General features: G+C 67.6%; 25 protein-coding genes. 17 read left to right on the top strand and 8 right to left on the bottom strand.

Annotated features, from left to right (window positions below):
* Positions 1–2 precede the first annotated feature (2 nt).
* The 12 genes from fliG (at position 3) to fliR (ending at position 9,375) form a co-directional block, all read left to right on the top strand.
* Positions 3–998, top strand: coding sequence for a flagellar motor switch protein FliG (fliG, locus tag ASC81_RS04450; protein ID WP_056263180.1), 996 nt, complete (start codon positions 3–5; stop codon positions 996–998).
* Between the two features lie 12 nt (positions 999–1,010).
* The gene (locus ASC81_RS04445) at positions 1,011–1,790 is read left to right on the top strand and encodes a FliH/SctL family protein (protein WP_056263179.1); all 780 of its coding nucleotides are present in this window, start codon (positions 1,011–1,013) and stop codon (positions 1,788–1,790) included.
* A complete protein-coding gene (gene fliI / locus ASC81_RS04440) occupies positions 1,777–3,207 on the top strand; it encodes a flagellar protein export ATPase FliI (RefSeq protein WP_056263176.1) in 1,431 nt (476 codons plus the stop codon). The genes ASC81_RS04445 and fliI overlap by 14 nt, the downstream gene beginning before the upstream one ends.
* 70 nt (positions 3,208–3,277) lie before the next feature.
* Entirely contained in the window at positions 3,278–3,733 is a 456-nt protein-coding gene (gene fliJ / locus ASC81_RS04435; RefSeq protein WP_056263173.1) for a flagellar export protein FliJ, read from the top strand.
* Positions 3,734–3,747: 14 nt separating this feature from the next.
* Positions 3,748–5,028: a flagellar hook-length control protein FliK gene (locus ASC81_RS04430; RefSeq protein WP_056263171.1), complete on the top strand. Its 1,281-nt coding sequence runs from the start codon at positions 3,748–3,750 to the stop codon at positions 5,026–5,028.
* A 139-nt stretch (positions 5,029–5,167) separates the two neighbouring features.
* Positions 5,168–5,752, top strand: a complete 585-nt coding sequence (locus ASC81_RS04425; protein WP_056263168.1) for a flagellar basal body-associated FliL family protein — start codon at positions 5,168–5,170, stop codon at positions 5,750–5,752.
* Positions 5,753–5,759: 7 nt separating this feature from the next.
* Positions 5,760–6,764, top strand: coding sequence for a flagellar motor switch protein FliM (gene fliM, locus ASC81_RS04420; RefSeq protein WP_056263165.1), 1,005 nt, complete (start codon positions 5,760–5,762; stop codon positions 6,762–6,764).
* Positions 6,754–7,200, top strand: a complete 447-nt coding sequence (fliN, locus tag ASC81_RS04415) for a flagellar motor switch protein FliN (RefSeq protein WP_056263162.1) — start codon at positions 6,754–6,756, stop codon at positions 7,198–7,200. The genes fliM and fliN overlap by 11 nt, the downstream gene beginning before the upstream one ends.
* 64 nt (positions 7,201–7,264) lie before the next feature.
* Positions 7,265–7,588: a flagellar biosynthetic protein FliO gene (locus ASC81_RS04410; RefSeq protein WP_056263160.1), complete on the top strand. Its 324-nt coding sequence runs from the start codon at positions 7,265–7,267 to the stop codon at positions 7,586–7,588.
* Complete coding sequence (gene fliP / locus ASC81_RS04405; RefSeq protein WP_056263157.1) at positions 7,578–8,327, top strand: flagellar type III secretion system pore protein FliP; 750 nt, start codon at positions 7,578–7,580, stop codon at positions 8,325–8,327. The genes ASC81_RS04410 and fliP overlap by 11 nt, the downstream gene beginning before the upstream one ends.
* Position 8,328: 1 nt before the next feature.
* Positions 8,329–8,598, top strand: a complete 270-nt coding sequence (gene fliQ / locus ASC81_RS04400; protein ID WP_056263155.1) for a flagellar biosynthesis protein FliQ — start codon at positions 8,329–8,331, stop codon at positions 8,596–8,598.
* Positions 8,599–8,610: 12 nt separating this feature from the next.
* Positions 8,611–9,375, top strand: a complete 765-nt coding sequence (gene fliR, locus ASC81_RS04395; RefSeq protein ID WP_056263153.1) for a flagellar biosynthetic protein FliR — start codon at positions 8,611–8,613, stop codon at positions 9,373–9,375.
* A gap of 172 nt (positions 9,376–9,547) precedes the next feature.
* On the opposite strand, the gene ASC81_RS04390 is transcribed toward fliR, so the two are convergent.
* The 7 genes from ASC81_RS04390 to ASC81_RS04360 all read right to left on the bottom strand — a co-directional run bounded on the left by ASC81_RS04390 (position 9,548) and on the right by ASC81_RS04360 (position 16,958).
* A complete protein-coding gene (locus ASC81_RS04390; protein ID WP_056263151.1) occupies positions 9,548–10,414 on the bottom strand; it encodes a DUF4394 domain-containing protein in 867 nt (288 codons plus the stop codon).
* A 128-nt stretch (positions 10,415–10,542) separates the two neighbouring features.
* On the bottom strand, positions 10,543–11,859 hold the full coding sequence (locus tag ASC81_RS04385; protein WP_200946688.1) for an ABC transporter permease: 1,317 nt from the start codon (positions 11,857–11,859) through the stop codon (positions 10,543–10,545).
* 2 nt (positions 11,860–11,861) lie between these two features.
* Positions 11,862–13,031 carry an ABC transporter permease gene (locus tag ASC81_RS04380; RefSeq protein ID WP_056263150.1) on the bottom strand — a complete coding sequence of 390 codons (1,170 nt, stop codon included), beginning with the start codon at positions 13,029–13,031 and terminating at the stop codon, positions 11,862–11,864.
* A gap of 13 nt (positions 13,032–13,044) precedes the next feature.
* Complete coding sequence (locus tag ASC81_RS04375) at positions 13,045–13,743, bottom strand: ABC transporter ATP-binding protein (protein ID WP_235533566.1); 699 nt, start codon at positions 13,741–13,743, stop codon at positions 13,045–13,047.
* Positions 13,740–14,957: an efflux RND transporter periplasmic adaptor subunit gene (locus ASC81_RS04370; protein WP_200960043.1), complete on the bottom strand. Its 1,218-nt coding sequence runs from the start codon at positions 14,955–14,957 to the stop codon at positions 13,740–13,742. The genes ASC81_RS04375 and ASC81_RS04370 overlap by 4 nt, the downstream gene beginning before the upstream one ends.
* A 199-nt stretch (positions 14,958–15,156) precedes the next feature.
* Entirely contained in the window at positions 15,157–15,804 is a 648-nt protein-coding gene (locus ASC81_RS04365; protein ID WP_056263141.1) for a response regulator transcription factor, read from the bottom strand.
* The gene (locus tag ASC81_RS04360) at positions 15,801–16,958 is read right to left on the bottom strand and encodes a response regulator (protein WP_056263139.1); all 1,158 of its coding nucleotides are present in this window, start codon (positions 16,956–16,958) and stop codon (positions 15,801–15,803) included. The genes ASC81_RS04365 and ASC81_RS04360 overlap by 4 nt, the downstream gene beginning before the upstream one ends.
* A 198-nt stretch (positions 16,959–17,156) precedes the next feature.
* On the opposite strand from ASC81_RS04360, the gene ASC81_RS04355 reads away from it, so the two are divergent.
* From ASC81_RS04355 to ASC81_RS04335, 5 genes are all read left to right on the top strand, one after another.
* Positions 17,157–17,624, top strand: coding sequence for a hypothetical protein (locus tag ASC81_RS04355; RefSeq protein WP_056263135.1), 468 nt, complete (start codon positions 17,157–17,159; stop codon positions 17,622–17,624).
* Between the two features lie 38 nt (positions 17,625–17,662).
* On the top strand, positions 17,663–18,025 hold the full coding sequence (locus ASC81_RS04350; protein WP_056199337.1) for a response regulator: 363 nt from the start codon (positions 17,663–17,665) through the stop codon (positions 18,023–18,025).
* A 25-nt stretch (positions 18,026–18,050) separates the two neighbouring features.
* Entirely contained in the window at positions 18,051–20,183 is a 2,133-nt protein-coding gene (locus ASC81_RS04345; RefSeq protein ID WP_056263132.1) for a chemotaxis protein CheA, read from the top strand.
* A 27-nt stretch (positions 20,184–20,210) separates the two neighbouring features.
* Entirely contained in the window at positions 20,211–20,735 is a 525-nt protein-coding gene (locus ASC81_RS04340) for a chemotaxis protein CheW (protein WP_056263130.1), read from the top strand.
* Positions 20,736–20,821: 86 nt separating this feature from the next.
* On the top strand, positions 20,822–22,951 hold the full coding sequence (locus ASC81_RS04335; RefSeq protein WP_082536245.1) for a Cache 3/Cache 2 fusion domain-containing protein: 2,130 nt from the start codon (positions 20,822–20,824) through the stop codon (positions 22,949–22,951).
* 46 nt (positions 22,952–22,997) lie between these two features.
* Here ASC81_RS04335 and alaS read toward each other — a convergent pair whose 3' ends face one another.
* A complete protein-coding gene (gene alaS / locus ASC81_RS04330) occupies positions 22,998–25,622 on the bottom strand; it encodes an alanine--tRNA ligase (protein ID WP_056263127.1) in 2,625 nt (874 codons plus the stop codon).
* Positions 25,623–25,655: the final 33 nt, after the last annotated feature.

Here is a 25,655-nt window from a genome sequence, read left to right as displayed (position 1 = left end):
CCATGGACGACAAGGGCATAGAGAACGCAGCAATCCTGTTGATGTCGCTGGGCGAAGAAGAAGCCAGCGAGGTCTTCAAGCATCTGTCGCCCAAGGAAGTGCAAGCCCTGGGCGAGCAGATCGCCAAGCTCAAGGTCATCAAGCGCGCCCAGGTCGAAGAGGTGCTCGACAAGTTCGACACTGTCGCGGAGACCCAGAGCACCCTGGTCACGGACACCGACGAGTACGTGCGCGCCGTGCTGCGCAAGGCCCTTGGCGAAGACAAGGCCAACCTGCTGCTGGACCGCATCCTGCAAGGCAGCGATGTGTCGTCCATCGAAAGCCTGAAGTGGATGGACGCCGCCAGCGTGGCCGAGCTGCTGCGCAACGAGCACCCGCAGATCATCGCGGCCATCCTGGCGCACCTGGACTTCGACCAGACCAGTTCGGTGCTCAAGCTGTTCCCCGAGCGCGGGCGCAACGAGGTGCTGATCCGCATCGCGACGCTGGATGGCATCCAGCCAACTGCGCTGAAGGACCTCAACGAGGTCATGAGCCAGATCCTGGCCGGTGGCGAGCGCATGAAGAAGAGTTCGCTCGGCGGTGCAAAGACGGCGGCCGAGATCATCAACATGATGGGCTCCAGCGTGGAGTCCTCGGTGCTGGACTACATCCGTGAGGCCGACTCCGACCTGGCGCAGAAGATCATGGACAACATGTTCACCTTCGACGACCTGAACAAGATCGACGACAAGGGCATCCAGGCCGTGCTCAAGGAAGTGCAGAGCGAAAGCCTCATCGTCGCGCTCAAGGGTTCCAGCGCCGACCTGCGCGAGAAGATTTTCCGCAACATGTCCACGCGCGCCGCCGAAACCCTGCGCGAAGACCTCGAAACCCGCGGCCCGGTGCGGCTGTCGGAGGTCGAGGCCGAGCAGAAGGAAATGCTCAAGATCGTGCGGCGCCTCGTCGACGAGGGCCAGATCGTGCTGGCGGGCGGCGGCGACGACCAGTTCGTCTAAGCTCAGTCGCCTATGGCCACCCGCCCTCCTCCCAGGCAAGTCCCGCCGCCCGACCGCCGCGAGACCGACCGCCGCGGCACCTACGCCCGTTTCATTCCCGGCGAGGAGCTGCAGGGCGCCAAGGCCTGGAACCTGGACAACCTCGGCAACACCGCGCCGTCGCCTTTCGCGCCCATGCGCCCCGGCCCCGCGCCGGCGGCCGCACCCAGCGCGGCGCCGGTGCAGCCGCCGCCGCCCGAGCCCAGCGTGCAGGAGCTGCTGCACGCCGCCCGACAGAGCGGTTACCAGGACGGCTACCGCGACGGCATGGCCGCGCTGGATGCCTTCAAGCAAAGCTTCGCCCAGCAGATGAGCCGGCAGATCGGGGCGGTGGTCAGCAACTTCGATGCGGAGATGCAGGCGCTTGAGGGCGACATGGCGGCGTCGATCGCGCGCATCGCCGTCGAGCTGGCGCGCCAGGTCGTGCGCAGCGAGCTGTCCCAGCGCCCCGAGCTGATCGCCCGCGTCGCGCATGACGCCGTGGAGGCGCTGCAGCTGTCGGCCCGCCATGTCCGGCTGCGCGTGCATCCCGATGACTTCGCCCTCGTGCAGCAAGGCGCCGGCCCGGAACTGCAGGCCCGCGAGGCCCAGCTCATTCCCGACGCAGAGGTGGCGCGCGGCGGCGTCAAGGTCGATGCCGATATCGCCAGCGTCGACGCCACCATCGCCGCGCGCTGGCTGCAGGCCGTGTCGGCCATCGGCCAGACCTCGATCTGGGAAGACCGCCGCGGAGGCGAGGATGGCGACGACTGAGCGCATCGAGCGCTGGCAGCGCCACCTCGCCGACCTCGAAACCCTGGCCGCCAACGCCGCGCCGCTGGAGTGCCACGGCAAGCTGGTGCGCGTGGCCGGCCTGGTGCTTGAGGCCACAGGCATCAAGGTGCCGCTGGGCTCGGTCTGCCGCATCCAGATGCCGAGCAGCGGCAACAACCCGCGCCGCGGCTCGGCACCGGTGAACGCCGAGGTGGTGGGCTTCTCGGGCGACCGTGCCTACCTGATGCCCACCGACGAGGTGCAGGGCTTGTCCAGCGGCGCCAGCGTCGTGCCGCGCCACCTGCCGCCGCTGGCCCCTCAACTGGGCCAGCCGCTGCACCCCTGGCGCCGCGGCGAGGACCGTGGCCTGCACCTGCCGATGGGCGACGGCCTGCTCGGCCGCGTCGTCGACCCGCACGGCCATCCGCTGGACCGCGGCGGTGAACTTGGCAACATCCACAACGAACCCATGGTGCGGCGCCCCATCAACGCGATGGACCGCGACCCGGTGCGCGTGCCGCTGGACACCGGCGTGCGCGCGATCAACGCGATGCTGACCGTCGGCCGCGGCCAGCGCCTGGGCTTGTTTGCCGGCACTGGCGTCGGCAAGTCGGTGCTGCTGGGCATGATGGCGCGCTACACGCAGGCCGATGTCATCGTCGTCGGCCTGATCGGCGAGCGCGGTCGCGAGGTTAAGGAGTTCATCGAGGACATCCTCGGCGAGCAGGGCCTCAAGCGCAGCGTCGTCGTTGCAGCGCCCGCCGACGCGCCGCCGTTGATGCGCATGCAGGGCGCGCACTACGCCACCGCAATTGCGGAATTTTTCCGCGATCAGGGCCGCCACGTGCTGCTGCTGATGGACAGCCTGACCCGCTATGCGATGGCACAGCGCGAGATTGCGCTGGCCATCGGCGAGCCGCCCGCCACCAAGGGCTATCCGCCGAGCTGCTTCGCCAAACTGCCGCAGCTGGTGGAGCGCAGCGGCAACGGCCTGCCGGGCGAGGGCTCGATCACGGCCTTCTACACCGTGCTGACCGAGGGCGACGACCCGCAGGACCCGATTGCCGACGCGGCACGCGGCATCCTCGACGGGCACATCGTGCTGTCACGCGACCTCGCCGAGGCCGGCCACTACCCGGCCATTGACATCGAGCGCTCCATCTCGCGGGTGATGACCAGTGTTGCACCCCAAAACCAGGTCGATTCCGCGCGTCGGTTTCGCCAGCTTCTGGCGAAATACAACAAGGCCCGCGACCTGATCCAGCTTGGCGCCTATGCCCCGGGCAGTGACCCCGAGCTGGATACGGCCGTTCGCCTGCATGCCGACATGACGCGGCTGCTGCAGCAGGACATGCACAGCCCGGCACTTCTTCACGCCAGCGTCAGCCAATTGCAGGCCGTGGTCCAAGGCGCCTGAACTTTTCCTTCGGGCGGCCGATATCGACTGAGCACCCAGCCACCGGCCGGGTGCTGCGCTGGAGTTTGAGATGAGTGCACCCGCCAAAGACACCCTGGGCCTGCTGCTGGAACGCGCCGAAAGCGAGCGCGACACCGCCGCACAGGTTCTGCATGCCGCCTGCAGCCAGGCGCAAGCCGCGCGCGCGCAGCATGGTGAGCTGTCTGGCTATCGCCAGGACTACCAGCAACGCTGGACGGACAGCTTCACGCAATCCGCCACGATGGACATCGTCGGCTGCTACCAGAGCTTTGGACAGCGCCTGAACCAGGCCGTCGACACGCAGGGCCGTGTCGCCCAGCATGCCGACCAGCGCCAGGACCGCGCCCGCGAGGCGCTGCGCCTGGCCGAACTGCGCGTGGCCGCGCTGCGCCAGCTGATCGCGCGCCGCCAGGCCGAGGCGGCCAAGCTGGACCAGCGACGCGAACAGCGCGCCAACGACGAGTTCGCCGCGCGCGCCCACTTGCGCCGCATGGCCCACGCCTGAGGAGTTGGGGACTCATGCTCAGCAATACCACTGCCCTCACGCCCAAGCCGGCCGGCCTGCCGCCCGCAGCGCCGCAACCCGCCATGCCCGCCTTGTCAGGCACCGCCGCCAGCGCCGGCCCCACGTTTGCGCAGATCCTGAACATCCAGCCGGACCTGCCGCCGCCGGCCGAGCACACCGACCCGGTGCCGACCCGGCCCGACGCGGCCGATGAACCCGCCACCGACCGCAGCGCGACATCGGCCACTGCCATGGCCGCGCGGCGCGCGCAGGCCAACGCCGCACAACCCAAGCCAGCCGCGCCGGCACAAAGCCGCGCGCCCGAGGCGGCCAAGCCGGCCGATGAGGCCAAGGTCAGCGACGACAACGACGACGCCACCGTGGCGGTCGACGCCACCCAGGACACGGCCATGGCCACGGCAGGCTTGGCCGAATTCACCCAGCTCATCGGCCTGGCCGTGCCGGCACCGCAGTTGGCGCACGACGCCGACGCTGCCATCCATGGCCTGCAAGCCGCTCGCACCGGCCGCGTGGTCGACGAAGAACGCCCACCGATGGACCGCGACGGCAACGCCACAGCCGACGATCAAGCGCGCGAGCGCAGGCCTGTCGATGCGCCCGCGGCACGCGCCGCGGAGACACCTCGCGCCAAGAGCGTCGACCTGGCCGCTGCCGCTGCCGACAAGACCGCCACACGCAGCGCCGGCAACGACGCGCTGCAGGCCACCTCGTCCAACGGCTCCGGCGCCGGGCCCAGCACACCGCAGGCCGGCGAAGCGCCCACCCTCAGTTTTGCCGCCGTGCTGGGCCAGGCCCTGCCGGTGGCTGCGCCCACGGCTGCACCGGTCGGCGCCAATGGCCAGGTGCAGGCGCCCGTGCACAGCAGCGCCTTCGCGCCCGAACTCGGCGCCCAGGTGAGCCTGCTGGCCGTGGACGGTGTGCAGCAGGCCGAATTGCAGCTCAACCCGGCCGACATGGGCCCGGTATCGGTGCAGATCGTGGTCGACGGCAGCCAGGCGCATGTCTCCTTCCACGCCGCCGAGGCCGAGACGCGCCAGGCGCTGGAGCAGAGCCTGCCCGACCTGGCCGCGGCACTGCAGGGCCAGGGCCTGACGCTGTCGGGCGGCGGCGTCTTCCAGCAGGCCGCCAAGGGTGAGGACAAGCGCGGCGACGCTGAATCCCGCAGTGCTGACGGTGCGGACCGCCGTGCCGGCCGCAGCGACGGCGACGGTGTCGCAACGCGTGGCGCGGCACCCGCCCGGCGCAGCGTGGGCCTGCTCGACACCTTTGCCTGAAGCTGATGCCGGCGCTTAACCCGGATTAGGCACGCTTGGCGCTCGCTGATCGAGGCTTGCGCGACGGATGCCGGGTCAATAATCCAGCGCAAAGGTGCCCATTGCCTGCAGTGGGCGATGGAAGTCTCAAGGAGTGCTCATGGCGACTGCGCCGGCTGCTGAAACTGCCGCGCCCAAAGGGGGCAGCAAGAAGAAGCTGATCATCATCCTGGCCGCCGTGCTTGTGCTCGTGCTGGTCGGCGGTGCTGCGGCTTTGATGCTGCTCAAGAAGAAGCCTGTGGACGAGGACAGCGAGGACGGCAGCGAGCAGGTCGAAGCGCCCGCGTCCAAGGCCAAGCCCAAGAGCGACCACCCGCCCACCTTCGTGCCGCTGGACTCTTTCACCGTCAACCTGGCCGACAAGGATGTGGACCGCTTTGCCCAGATCGGCGTGACGCTGCAGGTCGACGACCCCAAGGTCGCCGACCAGATCAAGGCCTACATGCCGGCCATCCGCAGCAATGTGCTGATGGTGCTGGCGCACAAGACGGCCGCTGAGCTGCTGACCCGCGAGGGCAAGGACAAGCTTGCCAAGGACATCATGCGCGAGGCCGTGCGCCCGATGGGCATCGAGCTGGATGACGACGACGAAGGCGCCGCCAGCGCGCCCAAGAAAAAGAAGAAGAAGGCGCGGGTCGAAAGCCCGGTGACGCAAGTCCTGTTCTCCAACTTCATCGTGCAGTAAGCGATCCATGAACCAGCAGATCCTTTCGCAAGACGAAGTCGATGCACTGCTCCAGGGCATCACCGGCGAGAGCCAGAAGCTCGAAGCCGAAGAGGAGCAGGTCGGCGGCATACGCGAATACAACCTCGCCAGCCAGGAACGGATCGTTCGTGGGCGCATGCCCACGATGGAGATCATCAACGAGCGGTTCGCACGCAACATCCGCGTCGGCCTGTTCAACTTCATCCGCAAGAGCCCGGAAGTCGCCATCGGCGGCATCAAGGTGCAGAAGTACAGCGCCTTTCTTCGCGAGATCGTCGTCCCGACCAACTTCAACATCGTGTCGGTCAAGCCGCTGCGCGGCAGCGGGCTGATCGTCTGCGACCCGACGCTGGTGTTCGCCGTCATCGACAGCCTGTTCGGCGGCATCGGCAAGTTCCACGCGCGCATCGAGGGCCGCGACTTCTCGCCCACCGAGCAGCGCGTCATCACGCGCATCGTCGAGGTCATCCTCGCCGAGTACCACAAGGCCTGGAAGGGCATCTATCCGCTGGAGCTGGAGTACCAGCGCTCGGAGATGCAGCCCCAGTTCGCCAACATCGCCACGCCAAGCGAGATCGTCGTGTCGACGTCCTTCACGCTGGAGATCGGCGAAACCAGCGGAACGATTTACTTCTGCATTCCCTACTCGACGCTGGAGCCCATCCGCGACGTGCTGTATTCGACGACAGTCGGCGACTCCTCCGAGCCCGACCGCCGCTGGATCAACCTGCTGAAGACGCAGATTCAGTCCGCCGAGGTGGAGCTGGTGGCCGAACTGGGCAGCGCGCCGGCCACCGTCGAGCAGTTGCTGGCCTTCAAGCCGGGTGACTTCATCGAGCTGGACCTTGACCCGATGATCCAGACCAAGGTGGATGGGGTGCCCATCTTTGATTGCCACTACGGCACCTCCAACGGCCGCTACGCCCTCAAGATCGACAAGATGCTGACCGGTTCTCAAGAGAGCTGGTTGGGAGCCAAACATGAGCCCTGATTCACCCAGCCAAGAAGAACAGGACGCGATGGCGGCGGAATGGGCTGCGGCCCTGGCCGAAGCCTCCACGCCCGCGCCCGCCAACGAAGTCGTCTCCGAGGTGGCGCCCGAGCAGGTGTCCACGCCCAGCTTCGCCAATTTCACGCCGACCACGGGCATGGGCCCGGGCAACGACATCAACATGATCCTGGACATCCCCGTCCAGCTGACCGTTGAGTTGGGCCGGACGCGCATCCCGATCAAGAACATCCTGCAACTGGCGCAGGGCTCGGTCGTGGAACTGGACGCGCTGGCCGGCGAGCCGATGGACGTGCTGGTCAACGGCTACCTGATCGCCCAGGGCGAGGTGGTGGTCGTGAACGACAAGTTCGGCATCCGGTTGACCGACATCGTCACGCCTTCGGAGCGCATGCGCCGCCTCAGCAAGGCCGCATAACCACGGGTTTTTGCCGCCACTTAGGGGGTTCGGCGCCTCAAGTCCGTCCGCAGAATGCCGAGGCATGAACACCTCCGGCCTGCTTCCGTTTCTGTGGTTCCTCGGCATCGTCGCGTTGATCCCGGTCGCGCTGTGGCTGCTCAAGCGCACGCCGCTGGGCGGCTCGGCAGCGGCCGGCGTGCTGCGCGTCGTGGCCCAGCTGCCTACTGCGCCCAACCAGCGCCTGCTTGTCGTCGAAGTCGGCCAGGGCGATGACCGCCGCTGGCTGGTGCTGGGCGCCACGGCACAGAACATCACCACGCTGCATGTCATGCCGCCGCAGGCCGAGCCGGTCGCACCGGCCACCTTTGCCAAGCTGCTCAGCAAGGAGCGCGGCGATGCGGCTTAAGTCTCTGCTTGGCGCCACGCTGCTGGTCGCGGCTGGCGCTGCCCTGGCCCAGGCCCAGACACCCCCACCGGCCACGCTGCCGCTGCTGGTCGGTCAGGGCGCCGGCGCGAGCTACTCGGTGCCCATCCAGACGCTGCTGTTCTTCACGGCGCTGGGCTTCCTGCCCGCGGTCATCCTGATGATGACGGCGTTCACGCGCATCGCCATCGTGCTGAGCCTGATGCGCCAGGCCCTCGGCACGCAGGCCGCGCCGCCCAACCAGGTGATCGTGGGCCTGTCGCTGTTCCTGACCTTCTTCGTCATGAGCCCGACGCTGGACCGGGTGTATGCCGAGGCCTGGCAGCCTTACAGCACCGGCCAGATCCAGTTCGACCAGGCGCTGACACGCGCCGAGGTGCCGATGCGCAGCTTCATGCTCAAGCAGACGCGCCAGGCCGACGTGGCCCTGTTCTCGCGGCTGGCCAAACTGGATGCCAGCGTCAAGGCCGAGGACGTGCCTTTCAAGGTGCTGGTGCCGGCCTTCGTCACCAGCGAGCTCAAGAGCGCGTTCCAGATCGCCTTCCTGATCTTCATCCCCTTCCTCGTCATCGACATGATCGTGGCGAGCGTGCTGATGAGCCTGGGCATGATGATGTTGTCGCCGGTGCTCGTCGCCCTGCCCTTCAAGCTGATGCTGTTCGTGCTGGCGGACGGCTGGAACCTTTTGCTCGGCTCGCTCGCCGCGAGCTTCGTGACCTGATATGGACGCACAACAAGTTTTCACCTTCGGCCAGCAAGGCCTCTACATGCTGATGCTGGTGGCCGCACCGGTGCTCATCGTCGTGCTGCTCGTCGGCGTGGTCGTCAGCGTCATCCAAGCCGCCACGCAGATCAACGAGGCGACGCTGTCATTCGTGCCCAAGGTCGTTGCCACGGTGCTGACGCTGGCCATCGCGGGGCCGTGGATGATGACGACGCTGGTGGAGTACATCCAGCGGACGTTGATGACGATTCCGTCCGTCGTCGGCTGACCTCGGCTCGCGATGTTCAGCGTCACCGAAGCCCAGTTGCTGGAGTGGCTCACTCCCATCCTCTGGCCCTTCATCCGCACGCTGGCCCTGTTCGCCGGCATGCCGACGTTCAGCCAGCGCAACGTCCCGCTGCGGCTGCGCATCGGCCTGGCGTTCTTCATCGCGTTTGCCGCCCAGCCCTCTTTGCCCCCCATCCCGGTCACGCCGCTGGATTCGCTGCCGGCGCTGACCCTGCTGGTCGCCCAGCAGCTCCTGATCGGCCTGGCCATGGGCTTTGCGGTACGCATCGTGTTTGCCGCGCTGGAGTTCGCGGGCGAGTTGATCGGCCTGCAGATGGGCCTGAACTTCGCCGGCTTCTTCGACCCCAGCACCGGCGCCCAGGGGACGGCCAGCGCGCGTTTCTTCGGCAGCATGGTGGCCTTCCTGTTTATCGCGATCAACGGCCATCTGCTGTTGATCAACGCGCTGGTGCAGAGCTTCCACGCCTTTCCGGTCGGCGGTGAGCCGTTTGCCTTCCTGCGCGCGGCCACGCCGCACAAATGGGGCGCCGAGATTTTCAGCATCGGTCTGTGGATCGCGCTGCCGTTGATCACGATGCTGATGTTCGTCAACCTCGTGCTGGGTGTGATCTCGCGCGTCGCGCCGCAGATCGGCGTCTTCTCGGTCGGCTTCCCACTGACCGTCAGCGTCGGTCTGATCGGCATGGTGGCGACGCTGCCGCTGATGCAGACGCCCTTCACGGTGGCGCTGGAGCGCCTGCTGGCCGCTTTCAGCTAGCCCCTCGTCTGCCCCCGCTGCGCTGAACGCGGGCGGGCCCAGTCGGTCCCCCGAGGGGACGGGGATGCTTGCGGCGTCGAGCCGCAAGCACATCGCCAGACGGGCCGGCTTGGGAGCGGCCCGGCGATCGGCCCAGTGAAGGCACGACGGCCGCGCCGTGCCAATGCAAAGTTCAGGACCGGCGGCGGCGCAGCACCGTCAAGCCCAGCAAGCCCAGCGCCATCATGGCGTAGGTGCCCGGCTCCGGCACGGCGCTGACGCTCAAGCCGGACAGCGTGCCGTTGTAGGTGCCCATCAGCGTGGCGGCGCCGCTGCCCAGGTTGATGCTGTAGATGCCGGTGGTCAGCGAAGCGCCGTCGACGGTCAACGCGGCATAGGCCATGCCGTTGCCCAGTACCTCGAAGCCGTTGGCCTTGAGCACGTCCACGCCGAGCGAACCCACCATCGTGATCGTCGGCGTATTGAAGGCCGACGGCGCCATCGCCAGCATGTCGGTATTGCTGTCGATGTAGTACAGCGCCGTGCTGGCCGGCGCGGCCGTGGGCATCAGCATGCTGTTGGTGTAGGACACGCCGGTGAAACCGGCAGCGATCTTGTTGGCCGCGTTGCCGACGGCGCCGGTGGCGGCGTTGACGGCGAAGTTGTCGCCAGCCGAGCTGACCAGGCGCAGCGATGCGGCGGTGCCGAAGTCGGCCACCGGGTTGAAGTCGATGCCATAGCCAAGGTTGGCCTGGATGACCGGCGCGCTCAAGGCGGCCACCAGGGTCGCCGCACCGGTCATCTCGTCAACCGTGTAGAGCTGGTTGGACAGGCTGACGCCGTAGACCTTGCCGTCCTTGGGACGGGTGTCGATGCCAACCAGGCGGTCGCCGGCCATCAGGCCGGTGATGTCCATGTTCATCGCGCCGCCGATGTTGGCGGTATCGATGCGGCTGAGCTGGTTCTGGCTGTTCAGGCCGATCAATGTGACGGCCTGGGAAGATGCGGCGCAGCCGATGAGGGCCGCGGCGGCAAGGGCGGTGCGTACGGTGGAAGTCATGGTGGCTCCAGGGTTGGGAATGGGGTGGGACGAAACCCACACGCATACGGAACCCCGGGCCGTGACGGATGCACGATCCGGCGCCCTCCCCCTAACTTGCAAGTCAGGGGCTTGGCGTCATCGGCGCGTCACAGCTCTCGCAGCGCCGTCGTCACCGGCAGCGTGGCGGCGCGCACGGCCGGGAACAGGCCGCCGACGAAGCCGATGGCCAGCGCCCACTTGATGCCCTCCCACAGCAAGGCCGGCGACACGGCCAGGTTGAAGCTGAGCTTGCCGACCGCACCGGCGCCCATGGTCGACGCCTCGAAGCCGTTGAACAGCAGCCAGGCCACGGCACCGCCGATCAGCCCGCCGAGCAGGGCCAGCAAGGTCGTCTCCAGCATCACCGCGACGACGACCGGCAGGCCGCGGAAGCCGATGGCGCGCAGCGTGGCGATCTCGCGCGCCCGTGTCGCGACCGCGGCGAACATGGTGTTCAGCGCGCCGAACACCGCGCCCACGGCCATGATGGCGCCGACCGTCATGCCGATGATGCGCAGCATCTTGGTCATGCCCTCGGACTGCTTGGCAAAGAAGTCCAGCGTCGTGCTGGCCGTGACTTTGAGCTGCGGATTGGCCTCCAGCGCCGCCTTGAAGTCCTTGAAAGCGGCCTGGCTGGCCAGCTTCACGGTGGCGGAGTTGCGGCCACTGCCGCGTTGGTAGGTGTCGTTGACGACGTTGGCGTCGGCCCAGAGCTCGGACTCCATCGCATCGCCCGACGCGAACACGCCCACCACCGTCCACGGCTGGTTGCCGAGCTTGAGCGTGGCGCCGACGCCCAGCCCCGCGAACTGGCGCGCCGCGCCCTTGCCGACGACGAGTTCGCGCAGGCCCGGCTGGAACATCCGCCCCTCGACGATCTTCATGTGCGGCCGCACCGCAAAGGCCGCCGCGCTGACACCGCGCACCTGGGCGCTGCCCTCCTCGTCGGCCTTGGCGCCCTTGACCGGCAGGTTGGCCGCCACGACGGTTTCAGCCGAGACGACAGGCTCGCCCTTGTCGTTGCGGGCGATGCCGGGGGCCTGCTCGATCAGCACGATGTCCTCGCGGCTCAGCGACGACGTCACCTCGGCCGCCGACGCGCCACGCATGACGATGGCCGTGTCCAGCGAGCCGGAGTTGCGCAGCGTCTGCGCATAGCCCTCGGCCATCGCCAGCAGTGCCACCAGCACGCCGACGACGCCGGCAATGCCGACGACGATGACGGCCGATGAACCGATGCGCTGGCTCAGCGTGCTGATGCCCACCGACGCCACGGAGCGCGTCTGCGCGCCGCTGCGGAACAGCAGAAGCCACAGCGCCAGCAGCACGGCGATGCCGACTGCCCCCTGCCAGGGCAGCACCACCCAGCCGGCGAGCACGATGAGGGTGAGCAGGACGAGCCCGACGTTCTTCAGGAATTTCATGATCAGGCCCTCCCCGCCAACGCATCGGTGATGTTCAGCCGCATCGCATTGAGCGCCGGCAGCGCGCCGACGAGCAGGCCGAAGGCCAGCATCAGCCCGACGCCTATGCCCCAACTCGCCGCGCCCGCCGCGGGCAGGTTCAACGCGCCATTGCTGGCCGCGCCCACCGCCGGGCCGACGATGCTGGCCAGCCCGAGGCCGATGCAGCCGCCGATCAGCAGCAGCAGCACCGCCTCGGCCAGCACCATGGCCAGCACGCTCTGGCCCGAGAAGCCAAGCGTCTTCAGCACGGCGATCTCGCTGGTGCGCTCGCGCACGGCCTGCATCATGGTGTTGCCGGCCAGCAGCAGCAGTGTGAAGAACACCGCGCCCATGATGGACGTGACGATGAGGTTGATGTCAGCCAGCTGCTTCACCCAGGCGGCGGTCGCGGCCTGCTCGGTCAGGGTGCGGGTTTCGTGGGCGGAGTTGGTCGAGATCGCGTCGATGGCCTTGGCGACGCGGTCGGCCTGGTTGACGTCGTTCACGCGCGTCACGTACCAGCCGACCTGGCCCTGGTTCCAGGGCGTCGTGTCGTCGAAATACTTCCAGTTCAGCAGGAACATCTGGTCAAACCAGGCGCCGGCCTTCTTGTCGGACACATGGATGAGGCCGACGATCTTGAACGGCCAGTTCTGGCTGCCGTTCTTGTCCGGGAAGATGGTGGACTGCATGGGTACCTGGTCGCCCACCTTCCAGCCGAAGCGCCTGGCCAGGCCCTCACCGACAAGGGCGCCATCCTTGGTCTCGGCAAAGGCCTTGCGGTGCTCGGCCGAGACTTCCATTTCCGGATAGATATCGAGGTAGTTGGGCGCGACGGCGAAGCTGAAGACCTGGTTCTCGGGCTTTTGGTAGGCGCCGCCGAACCAGTTCGCAAAGGTGGTGTCCTTGACGCCGTCGATCTGCGTGATGCGCCCGCCCAACGACATCGGCAGCAGCTGGATGAAGCTGAGCTTGGCGCCCGTCTGCAGGCGCTGCGCGCCGTTGGCACTCTGCCCCACCTGGTCGAAGCTGACGCGCACGGCGTCCAGCAGGCCGAACAGCAGGAAGGCCGTCACGATGGACACCAGCGTCAGGAAGGTCCGCAGCTTGCGCCTGAACAGCGCCGCCCAGATGAGGTGGAGGTATTTCATGGCGTCCAGCCTTTCAGGCCATGGCCTCGGCGGCCGAGACCAGCGTGCCCTTGTCCAGGTGCAGCGTGCGGCTGGCACGCGCCGCGGCGCGCGGGTCGTGGGTGACCATGACGATGGTCTTGCCATGCTCGCGGTTGAGCGCCTGCAGCAGCGTCAGCACGTCCTCGGCGGACTGGCGATCCAGGTCGCCGGTGGGTTCGTCGCAAACCAGCAGCGTCGGGTCGGACACGATGGCCCGCGCGATGGATACGCGCTGCTGCTGGCCGCCCGACAGCTCGGTCGGCTTGTGAGCCGCGCGGTCGGCCAGGCCGACGAGCTGCAGCGCGATGGCCGCGCGCTTCTTGCGCTCCGCCGCCGACAGCTTGGTCAGCAGCAGCGGCAGCTCGACGTTCCTCTGCGCCGACAGCATGGGCATCAGGTTGTAGAACTGGAAGACGAAACCGACCGTGGACGCACGCCACTTGGCCAGCGCCGCGCCGCCGAGCTGGTCGATGCGCTCGCCGCCCACGGTGATGGCACCACCCGTGGGCGCGTCCAGGCCGCCCATCAGGTTGAGCAGCGTCGTCTTGCCAGAGCCTGACGGGCCCATCAGCGCCAGGAAGTCGCCCTGCTGCACGTCCAGGTCGATGTGGTGCAGCACCTCCACCTTCTGCTTGCCGCGGATGTAGACCTTGGACAGGTCGCGGACTTCGATCAACGTGCTCATGCTCATTCCTTGTTGGAGACGGTTGAACCCTGCTTCAGCTCGGCGGGCGGCGCGAGGACCACCGCCTCGCCCGCCTTCACGCCGGCGGTTGCCAGCTTGAACTTGCCCACGTCCGCGCCCAGCTGCACCGCACGCTGTTCGGCGCGGTTCTCTTGCACGACGAACACGACCTGTGCGCCCTCACGCTGTACGACCGCTTCGGCCGGCAGCAGCACGCCGGGCACCGGCTTGGCGTCGACCTTGGGCTTGGCGGCCAGGAAGCTCACACGCACGCCCATGTCGGGCACGACGCGCTCGTCCTTGTGCTCCAGTGCCACGCGCACTTTGACCGTCGCCTTGCCGCGGTCGGCGCTCGGGATGACGGTGACGACGCGGGCCGGGATCTTCCAGTCCGGGTAGGCGTCGAGCACGGCCTCGCAGGGCATGTCGGGCTTGACCTGGGCGATGTAAGCCTCGTTGACATCGACGCTCACTTCCAGCGAGTCCATGTCGACGATGGTGCCCACACCGGTGCGCGTGAAGCCGCCGCCCGCAGACAGCGGCGAGATGATCTCGCCGACCTGCGCGGCTCGCGCCGTGACGACGCCATCGAAGGGCGCGCGCACGGTGGCGTAATCAAAGTTGACCTTGGCCTGGCGCGCCTGGGCCTGGGCGGCCTCGACCTGGCGCTGCGCCGCCTCCAACTGCGCGGCCACGGTCTTGACGGCCGTGGCCGCCTGCTCGCGGGACTGGCGCGTCGTCATGCCGCTGGCGTTGAGCTCCATCTGGCGGCGTTCGTCGGCCTGGGCCTGGGCGAGCTGGGCGCGCAGCTGGCCGAGATTGGCCTCGGCCGTGCGGATGTGCGCCTCGGCGGCGGCCAGGCCGGCGCGCAGGCCGGTGTCGTCGAGCCGGGCCAAGACCTGACCCTTTCTGACCTTGACGCCTTCGTCGATGAGCACCTCGGTCAGCGTGCCGGTCATCTGCGCCGACACCGTGGCCATGCGGCGCGCCGTCACATAGCCGGTGGCCTGCAACACGGCATTGGGCGAGGCGCCCTGGCCGTTGGCGCGCACGGTGGTGGTCTGCACGGCGACGGGCTTGTTGCCTGCCCAATACCACCAGGCCGCGCCGGCCAGCAGGGCCAGCACGGCGATGGTGGCAATCAGGCCCCAGATCCACCGGGGCGGGCCGCCGTCGTGGTCCTCGCGATGCGCACCGTCGATGCGCAGCTCCTTCAACAATCCGGTATCGATGACACGCCCCCTGAAAGTCTCGCCCGCCCGACCTCAAGGGTCTGCGAACACCGGCCAGAACGGCCGCCAGCTGGAAACCGGCGCGATTGTGCAGCGGCTGTTGCCACCGGATGACATCAATCGATGAGTGGCAGCCGGCTCGGGCGAATCGACATCCAGCCGGATGAACGGCGGGGGGCGCCGGGTGTCAGTCGGACACCAGGCCGTTGCGGATGGCGTAGACCGTCAGCTCGGAGTTGTTCGTCAGGCCGAGTTTTTCGAGCATGCGGGCGCGATAGACGCTGACGGTCTTGGGGCTGAGCATCAGCTCCTCGGCGATGTCGGACAGGCGCTTGCCCGAGGCGATCATGACCAGGGTCTGCAGCTCCCGGTCGGACAGCTTGTGGTGGGCCTGCTCGGTCACGGGGGCGGTCAGGCTTTCGACCAGCATCTGCGCGATCTCGGGCGTCACGTACTTGCGGCCCTGGGCCACCGTGCGCACGGCCTGCACCAGCGTTGCCGGGTCGCCGCCCTTGTTGACATAGCCATAGGCGCCGGCCTTCAGCGCGCGGATCGCGTACTGGTCCTCCGGGTACATCGACACGATGAGGGTGCGCACCGCGTTGCCCTCATCCTTGAGCACATGCAGCACATCCAGCCCCGAGCGGCCAGGCATGTTGATGTCCAGCACCAGCACGTCGCAGGGGTTGTCCTTGCCGAGGGTGTGCAGCAGGCCGCGCAGCTCGGTGTAGTCGCCAGCCTCGCCGATGACCTCGATGTCCTGCGCATCGGCCAGCGTGTCGCGGATGCCGCGGCGGATCAGGCCGTGGTCGTCGCAGAGGATGACCTTGATCACACACGACCCCAGATGGAGTTGCCGACGTCCTTGCCGAAGTCGGTCGAATCGTCCAGCGCATCGATGGCGTCCTGCGCCAGCGGCACGGTCAGGATGAGGCTGGTGCCGCCGCCCGGCGGGCTGGCCAGGTCAACCCAGCCGCCCACGGTCGCGGCCCGTTCGTGCAGGCCGCGGATGCCGAAGGATCTCTCCTTGGCCAGGTCCTTGGGCGCCATGCCCCGGCCGTTGTCCCGGATCTCCAGCGTCAGCACGCCGGCGTCCAGGCTGAGCTCCACGTCGACGCGTGTCGCCAGCGCATGCTTGGACACATTGGTCAGCGCCTCCTGCGCGGTCCGGTAGGCCACCAGCGGCACACCGGGCGGCAGAGCCAGGCGCTCGTCCCCCAGGCGCAGGCCGGCCTCGATGCCGGTGCGGCGCTCGAAACGCGCCGTCATCCACTGCAGTGCCGCGACCAACCCCTGCTCCAGGATGGCGGGCCGCAGGTTGTGCATGATGCGCTGGCTGGCGTCGATGGCCGAGTTGACCGTCTCCAGCGCCGCGGCGACCCGTGCACGCACTTCGGGTTCTTGCGCATGCCGGTCGATCCAGGCCAGGTCGAACTTGACGGCTGTCAGCGACCCGCCGACGTCGTCATGGATCTCGCGGGCGATGGCCGCGCGCTCCAGCTCGACGCTGGTCTGCAGGTGCCCAGCCAGTTCGTGCAGGCGTTGCTTGGACTTGACGAGTTCGAGGTCGGCCGAGCGCCGGGCGCGTTCGTTCTCGGCGGCGTCGATGGCATGCAGCAGCGCCGGCGCAAGGCGGTTCAGGTTGTTCTTCAGCAGGTAGTCCGACGCGCCATTGCGCATGGCCGCGACGGCCGTGTCCTCGCCGATCTCGCCCGAGACCAGGATGAAGGGCGTCGTCAATTGGCGCGCCTTCACGGCCTCCAGCACGTCCAGGCCGGTGTAGCCGGGCAGGTTGTAGTCCGAGATGATGGCGTCGCGTGGCCGGTCCAGCGCCGCCAGCACGGCGGGCAGCGAGTCCAACCGTTCGATCTCGACCTTGAGCCCGCCGCGCGTCAGCTGGGCCAAGATGAGTTGATGGTCGAGATCGGAATCCTCGACATGCAGCACGCGCAGGACGCGGGACGCCTGCTCCACACCAGAAATCGTCATGGGGCCGCAGTATGCCGCGCGCCAGGGCTCAAGGTTGGCGCCACGGTCAACGCGGTTCAGACCGGTAATACGGCTCGTTCTCGCGACATCTCCAGGTCGACAGCCGCCGAAAAACGGGTGAACATGCCATGATGCATTTGCCCTGAGAGTATCTACAGGGCATTGGGAAAAGAAGCAGCATCCCCTCGCGGAGCCACGATGCAGACAGAACAATCCACCGCCGCCGAATTCGATGGAGCCGTGGCCGCCATGCCGCTGCTGGCGGCCGCGGAACTGCAGGATCACCTGATGACGGTGACCAACGACCTTGAGCGCCTGCAGCGCCTGCTCGACGACGCCGGTGAAGCCCTTTCCACCCATTTCTACAGCGCGTCCGGCCAGGCCATGACGCTGCTCAGCACGAGTGACGGCACGCCCGCCTCCGAAGGGCTCAAGCAGATCATGCAGGACATCGCCGGCGCGATCACGGCCCTGCAATTCCAGGACATGGCGACTCAATTGATCGCCCACACCAGCCAGCGGCTGCGCAACTGCGCCGACCAACTGGCGCGCGACACCTTCGGCATGGACGACGAGGACGGCGCGGCCGTCGTCGAGATCGCGCCGCTGCGCCCCAACCCGGTCACGCAAGACGAGATGGACGCTGGCTCCATCGAACTTTTCTGAATCCCCCCAGGCAACACGTCCCCTCGGAGAAAACTCAAATGCACTCAATCCTCGCTGTCGACGACTCGGCCTCGATGCGCCAGATGGTGGCCTTCACGCTCAAGAACGCCGGCTTCAACGTCGTGGAAGCAGTGGACGGACAGGACGCCTGGGAAAAATCCGGCCAGCGTGATTTCGACCTGGTGCTGACGGACCAGAACATGCCGCGCATGGACGGCATCAGCCTGACCAAGAAGCTGCGCGAGAACCCCAAGTTCAAGACCACGCCCATCCTGATCCTGACCACCGAGTCCAGCGACGCGATGAAGCAGGCCGGGCGTGCTGCCGGCGCCACCGGCTGGCTGGTCAAGCCTTTCGACCCGGCCAAGCTGATCGAAGTGATCGGCAAGGTCATTCGCTGAAGTTCGTTCACCGGGAGCATCAGCCATGGGCGACATGACCACCGAAGGCGCCAGCATCAGTGCTGGCATCGACCTCAGCCAGTTCTACCAGGTCTTCTTCGAGGAAGCCGGCGAGAACCTCGACAACATGGAGCAGCTGCTGCTCAACGTGAACGTCGAAGCGGCCGACGACGAAGAACTCAATGCCATCTTCCGCTGCGCCCACTCCATCAAGGGCGGCGCGGCGACCTTCGGTTTCAGCGACGTTGCCGAGCTGACCCACCAGATGGAGACGCTGCTGGACAAGCTGCGCCGCCATGAGCTGCAGCCCAATGCGGCGATGGTCGACGTGCTGCTGCAGTCGGGCGACGCACTGCGCGCCCAGCTGGCCCGCCATCAGGGCTCGGCCGGCGACCTCATCGACACGACCGACCTGCTGGTCAACATCAAGAGCTTTGTCGAAGGCGGTGGCGGCACCGCGCCGGCCGCAGCCGCGCCCGCACCCAAGGCCGCTGCGGCACCAGCACCCGCAGCCGCCGCACCCGCTGCGGCCGGCAAGCCCGGCGCGCGCCTGCTGGAACTGCAAGTCGGCCCGCTGACCGACCTGAGCCTGGCCGACAACCTCGTCGAGCTGTTCAAGGAAATCACCGACCTCGGCAACATCGAGCCGCTCGACGCCGGCCAGAGCTCCGACGGGATGCGCCGCTTCAAGGTGCTGACCAGCTCGACCGACAACGACCTGCTGGACCTCTTCACCTTCCACGTCGCCCGTGAACAGGTCAAGCTGATCCCCCTCGGCCCGGGCTTCGGCTTCTATGACGGCGCGCCCGGCGCACCGCCGGCAGAGGCGCCCTCCGTCGACCCGGGCTATGGCTTTTTTGACGACGCCCCCGGCGTGCCTGCCGACGCCGCCAGCACGGCCGCACCTGCGCCCGAGGCAGCCCCGTCGGCGGCCATCGTGCCGACCCGCGCAGCCACGCCCGCTGCCAAGGCGGATTCCAAGCCTGCGGCCATGGACCAGACGACGCTGCGCGTGTCCATCGAGAAAGTCGACCAGCTCATCAACCTCGTCGGCGAACTCGTCATCACCCAGGCCATGCTGGCCCAGAACAGCCGCGAGCTGGACCCCGGCCTGTACCAGCAACTCACCTCGGGCCTGGCCGACCTGGAGCGCAACACGCGCGACCTGCAAGAGTCGGTCATGTCGATCCGGATGATTCCGATGTCGACGGTCTTCAACCGCTTCCCGCGCATGCTGCGCGACCTGGCCGCCAAGCTGGGCAAGAAGGTTGAGCTGGTCACCCAGGGCGAAGCCACCGAGCTGGACAAGAGCCTGGTCGAGAAGATCACCGATCCGTTGACCCACCTGGTGCGCAACAGCTGCGACCACGGCATCGAAATGCCGGAGGACCGGGAGGCGCGCGGCAAGCCCGAGCAGGGCACCATCACGCTGGTCGCCTCCCACCAGGGCGGCAGCATCGTCATCGAGGTGCGCGACGACGGCCGAGGCCTGAACCGCGAGAAGCTGATCAAGAAGGCACGCGAGAAGGGCATCGATGCGCCGGACAGCATGACCGACGCCGAATGCTGGAGCCTGATCTTCGCGCCCGGCTTCTCGACGGCCGATGTGGTCACCGACGTGTCCGGCCGCGGTGTCGGCATGGACGTGGTCAAGAAGAACATCACGTCGCTTGGCGGCACGGTCGAGATCGACTCGGCCGAGGGCTATGGCATGAAGGTGTCCGTGCGACTGCCGCTGACGCTGGCCATCATGGACGGCATGAGCGTGGGCGTCGGCGACGAGTGCTACATCCTGCCGCTGTCCTCGGTGGTCGAGTCCTTCCAGGTGCAGTCCGACACCATCAAGACGGTGGCCGGCTCCGGCCGCGTCGTCGAGGTGCGCGACGAGTACATGCCGGTCATCGAGCTGGAGAAGGTCTTCGACGTGCCGCGCTTCGACTTCGAGCACGTCAGCTCCATCATGGTCGTCGTCGAGGCTGAAGGTGGCCGCGTCGCGCTGCTGGTGGACGAACTGCTCGGTCAGCAGCAAGTCGTCGTGAAGAACCTCGAAGCCAACTACCGCAAGGTCAACGACGTCTCCGGCGCGACCATCATGGGTGACGGTCGCGTGGCGCTGATCCTGGACGTCGGCAGCCTGGTGCGCCGTTCGCGCCACTGAACCCAAACAACAACTGAAGAGGTCCGCATGGAAGCCAGCAACGTTCCCGCCCTGCGCCAAGCCGGCGCCGTCAGCACCAAGGCCCACGGCCCGAAGAGCGGCGAGTACCTGACCTTCCGCCTCGGCTCCGAGGAGTACGGCATCGACATCCTGAAGGTGCAGGAGATCCGTTCCTACGAGCAGCCCACGCGCATCGCCAATGCGCCGGACTTCATCAAGGGTGTGGTCAACCTGCGCGGCGTCATCGTGCCCATCGTCGACCTGCGCCTCAAGCTCAACTGCCCGAGCGCCGAGTACAACAGCTTCACCGTCGTCATCGTGCTGAACGTGAAGAACCGCGTCGTCGGCGCGGTGGTCGACTCGGTATCCGACGTGCTGGAACTGAGCCGCGACGCGATCAAGCCGGCGCCCGAACTGAGCTCGGCCTCGGTGGACACCAGCTTCATCACCGGCATCGGCTCGGTGGCCGACCGCATGCTGATCCTGATGGACATCGAGGGCCTGATGAGCAGCGCCGAGATGGGCCTGATGGACGCAGCCATCGCCGCCTGACGACGCTGGACCGATTCCTTTGAACGTACCCCGCAACGGCGCGGGGCCGCGCAGCATTGCCCGCTTCGGCTTCTGGAGAAAAACGCATGAGCCAGTCCGTGAACTCCATCGCCCGCCAGGTTTCCTTGACCGGCGCCGTCGCCGTGGCGGCGGTGCTGCTCGGCGTCAGCCTCGTCGTCGGCACACTGCTCAAGCGCTCGACCAATGAACAGGTGCAGACCTGGGTGGGCGACAAGGCCGCCTCTCTCGTCGACGCGATGCAGGCCATGGACGATGTCGCTGCCAAACAGATCCAGCGCAGCTTCGGGTCATTTCGCCAGGAATTCGGGCCCAGCTTCACCCTGGACGAGGCCACCGGCGAGCTGCGTGACTGGGGCCCCAAGCTCAATGCCAATTTCACGCAGGTCGACAAGTTCACGGCGGTGACCGGCGGCGTGGCCACGGTGTTTGCTTCCAAGGGCGAGGACTTCGAGCGCATCACCACCTCGTTGAAGAACGAGAAGGGCGAGCGCGCCATGGGCACGCTGCTGGGCAAGCAACACCCGGCCTATGCCACCGTCGCCGCCGGCAAGCCCTACACGGGGCGCGCCATGCTCTTTGGCCGCGCCTACATGACGCACTACGAGCCGATCAAGAGCGACGCGGGCAAGGTCGTGGGCCTTCTCTTCGTTGGCTACGACCTCGACGCCTTCGAGGCCGCCATGGACCGCATGGCCACCAGCGCGAAGTTCTTCAAGCACGGCGGCACCTACATCGTCGCCATGCCCAAGGACCCGTCCAAGGCCCTGCTCGCGGCCCATCCGACCGCCAAGGGCAAGCTGCTGTCCAGCGTCGCGCCGGGCTTCGAGAAGCTGCTGGCCGAACAGACCGCCAATGCCGTGGTGCTTGACGATGTGCCGGACGTGCTCGGCAATGGCCAGAGCGACAACTTCGCCATCGCGCGCAAGAGCGAGAAGACCGGCTACTGGGTCGTCGCCCAGGTCTCGCACAGCGAGGCGGGTGCGGCCGGCCGCACCATGCTGTGGTTCTTCTGCGGTGCGCTGGCGCTGACGGCCGTGGGCCTGGGCTTCGGACTGCTGTGGATGATGCGCCGCTGGGTCGCGCAGCCTTTGGCTTCGCTGCAGCGCGGCGTCGGCGCCATTGCGGAGGGCGACCTGAGCCAGTCGGTCAGCAGCAGCCGCAACGACGAGATCGGCGCGCTGATCCAGGACACCGAACGCATGCGCGAGCGGCTGGCCACGACCATTGGCACCGTGCGCAATTCGGTCGACAGCATCGGCACCGCCAGCAGCGAGATCGCCACGGGCAATCTGGACCTCAGCCAGCGCACCGAGCAGACCGCCAGCAATCTGCAGAACGCCGCCTCATCGCTGAGCCAGTTGACGGGCACCGTGCGGCAGACGGCCGACTCGGCCCGCACGGCCAATCAGCTGGTCCAGTCGGCCGTGTCGGCGGCAACGCGCGGCGGCGAGGTGGTCGGCCAGGTCGTCACGACGATGGACGACATCAACACGGCCAGCAAGAAGATCGCCGACATCATCGGCACCATCGATGGCATTGCCTTCCAGACCAACATCCTGGCGCTCAACGCCGCTGTGGAAGCCGCCCGGGCCGGCGAACAGGGCCGCGGCTTTGCGGTCGTGGCCGGCGAGGTGCGTTCGCTGGCGGGGCGCAGCGCGGAGGCAGCCAAGGAGATCAAGGCCCTGATCGGCAACAGCGTCGAGCGCGTCGAGAACGGCGCCCGACTGGTGCAGACGGCGGGCACGACGATGGGCGAGATCGTCTCCAGCGTGCAGCGGGTGCAGGACATCATTGGCGAGATCAGCTCGGCCGCCACCGAGCAGAGCGAGGGCATCGCCTCGGTCAACACGTCCGTCGTGCAGCTCGACCAGATGACGCAGCAGAACGCCGCGCTGGTGGAGGAGTCTGCGGCGGCCGCCGAGAGCCTGAAGGAACAGGCCCAGCGCCTGGTCGAGGCGGTGGCCGTGTTCCGGGTCGAGGGCAGCGAGCCGCACCGCGCATCGGCGCCGCGCGCCCCAGCACCCAAGGCCGCTCCTACCGTCGCACCCAAGCCGGCGCCCAAAGCCACCACCGCGCCGCGCGCTGCTGCGCCGGCGCCGAAACCGGTTGCGAAGCCAGCCCCCGTCGCCGCGCCTCGACCCGCCCCACCGGCTCCGGCCCCAGCCACCGCGGAAGGCGACTGGGAGACCTTCTAGAAAAAAGGCCCGCTGATGCGGGCCTTGCTTCGTCCGGCTGCGCGCCTCAGGCCCGCTCGGCCACCCAGGCAGCGACGCTGTTCAGCGCAGCTGCCACGCCCGCCGGCTGCGTGCCGCCGGCCATGGCGAGGTCGGGCTTGCCGCCGCCCTTGCCACCCACCTGCTGGGCAACGAAGTTGACCAGCTCGCCGGCCTTGACCTTGCCAATGCTGTCGGCCGTCACACCGGCCGCAAGCTGAACCTTGTCGCCGTCCACGGCGGCCAGCACGATGGCCGCCGTCTTCAGCTTGTCCTTGAGCTTGTCCATGGTCTCGCGCAGGGTCTTGGCGTCGGCGCCTTCGAGCTTGGCGGCCAGCACCTTGATGCCCTTGACGTCGACGGCCTGGGCCATCAGCTCGTCGCCCTGGGCGGACGCCAGCTTGCTCTTGGCGGCCGAGAGTTCCTTCTCCAGCGCGCGGATCTGGTCAAGCACCGCATGCAGGCGACTTTCGAGTTCGCTCGGGGCCGTCTTCAGGGCCTGTGCGGCGGACTGGACGGTGGCTTCGAGCGACTGCAGATAGGCCAGCGCGTTGTCGCCGGTGACGGCCTCGATGCGGCGGATGCCCGCAGCGACGCCGCCTTCGGCCACGATCTTGAACAGGCCGATGTCGCCGGTCGCCTTCACGTGCGTGCCGCCGCAAAGTTCCTTGGAGCTGCCGATGGAGAGCACGCGCACCGTGTCGCCGTACTTCTCGCCGAACAGCATCATGGCGCCCGACTTCTGCGCGTCGTCCAGCGCCATGACCTGCGCCTGCGCACCAGCGTTGCCGAGGATCTCGGCATTGACGATGGCCTCGATCTCGCGGATCTGCTCGGCCGTCACCGGCGCGTTGTGCGCGAAGTCGAAGCGCGTGCGCTCGGCGTTCACGAGGGAGCCCTTCTGCTGCACGTGGGCGCCCAGCACTTCGCGCAGGGCCTTGTGCATCAGGTGGGTCGCGCTGTGGTTGCGCACGGTCTTGGCGCGGCGCTCGGTGTCGACGCGGGCGACGAGCACATCGCCGACCTTGACCGAGCCCTCCACCACCTGGCCATGGTGGCCGAACACATCGGCCTGGATCTTCAGCGTGTCGCCTACAACGACGCGCGTCGTGCCGTTGCGCAGCTCGCCGGCGTCACCGACCTGGCCGCCGCTTTCGGCATAGAAGGGCGTGCGGTCCAGCACGATGACGGCGTCGTCGCCGGCGCGAGCTTCTTCGACCTGCGCGCCATCCACGTAGACGGCCGTGACCGTTGCCGTCTCGACGACGAGGCCGTCGTAACCGTGGAACTCGGTCGGCGCGCCGCTGTAGGCCAGCCCCTGGGCCATCTTGAACTTGCCGGCAGCGCGGGCGCGGTTCTTCTGCTCTTCAAGCAGCTCGTTGAAGCGCGCCTCGTCCACCGCCACGCCGCGCTCGCGGCAGACATCGGCGGTCAGGTCGACCGGGAAGCCGTAGGTGTCGTGCAGCTTGAAGGCGGTGTCGCCGTCGACGTTGCCGCCCTTGGCGAGGGCCGCTTCGAGGATCTCCATGCCGGTGGCGATGGTCTGGAAAAAGCGCTCTTCCTCCACCTTCAGCACTTCGGTCACGCGTCCTTGAGCTTGACGCAACTCGGGATAGGCCTCGCCCATCTCGGCGCTGAGTGCGGCCACCAGCTTGTGGAAGAACGGCGTGCGAGCGCCCAGCTTGTAGCCGTGGCGGATGGCACGGCGGGCGATGCGACGCAACACGTAGCCACGGCCGGCGTTGCCGGGAATGACGCCGTCGACGACCGTGAACGAGCAGGCGCGGATATGGTCGGCGATGACCTTCAGCGACGGGCTGTCCTTGTCGCAGTCGCCGCCACCAGCTGCGTCAACAGCCGACTTGGCGGCCGCCAGCAGGTTCACGAAGGTGTCGATCTCGTAGTTGGAATGCACGTGCTGCAGCACGGCCGCCAGCCGCTCCAGGCCCATGCCTGTGTCCACCGACGGCTTGGGCAGCGGGTGCATCACGCCGTCCTCGGTCCGGTTGAACTGCATGAAGACGTTGTTCCAGATCTCGATGTAGCGGTCGCCGTCCTGCTCGGCCGAGCCCGGGGGGCCGCCGGCCACGTCGGGGCCGTGGTCGTAGAAGATCTCGGTGCAGGGGCCGCAGGGGCCGGTGTCGCCCATCATCCAGAAGTTGTCGGACATGTAGCGCGCGCCCTTGTTGTCGCCGATGCGCACGATGCGCTCGGCGGGCACGCCCACGGTCTTGTTCCAGATGTCGTAGGCCTCGTCGTCCTCGCTGTAGACGGTGACCCAGAGCTTGTCGGCCGGCAGCGCGAAGTTGACCGTCAGCAGCTCCCAGGCATAGCTGATCGCATCCTTCTTGAAGTAGTCGCCGAAGCTGAAGTTGCCCAGCATCTCGAAGAAGGTGTGGTGGCGCGCGGTGTAGCCGACGTTGTCCAGGTCGTTGTGCTTGCCGCCTGCGCGGATGCATTTCTGGCTGGTGGTGGCGCGCGAGTAGGCACGCTTGTCGAAGCCCAGGAACACGTCCTTGAACTGGTTCATGCCCGCGTTGGTGAACAGCAGCGTTGGGTCATCGCCCGGCACGACAGGGCTGGACGCGACGATCTGGTGGCCTTTCGACTCGAAGAACTTCAGAAAGGTTTGGCGGATCTCGGCGGCTTTCATTCCGGGGCTTCCTGGGTGAAATGGTCGGTGACA

Source organism: Pelomonas sp. Root405, assembly GCF_001425165.1.
Taxonomy (GTDB): domain Bacteria; phylum Pseudomonadota; class Gammaproteobacteria; order Burkholderiales; family Burkholderiaceae_C; genus Pelomonas.
The sequence above is the reverse complement of the archived record's forward strand: the minus strand, read 5'-3'. Positions and strand labels throughout refer to the sequence as shown.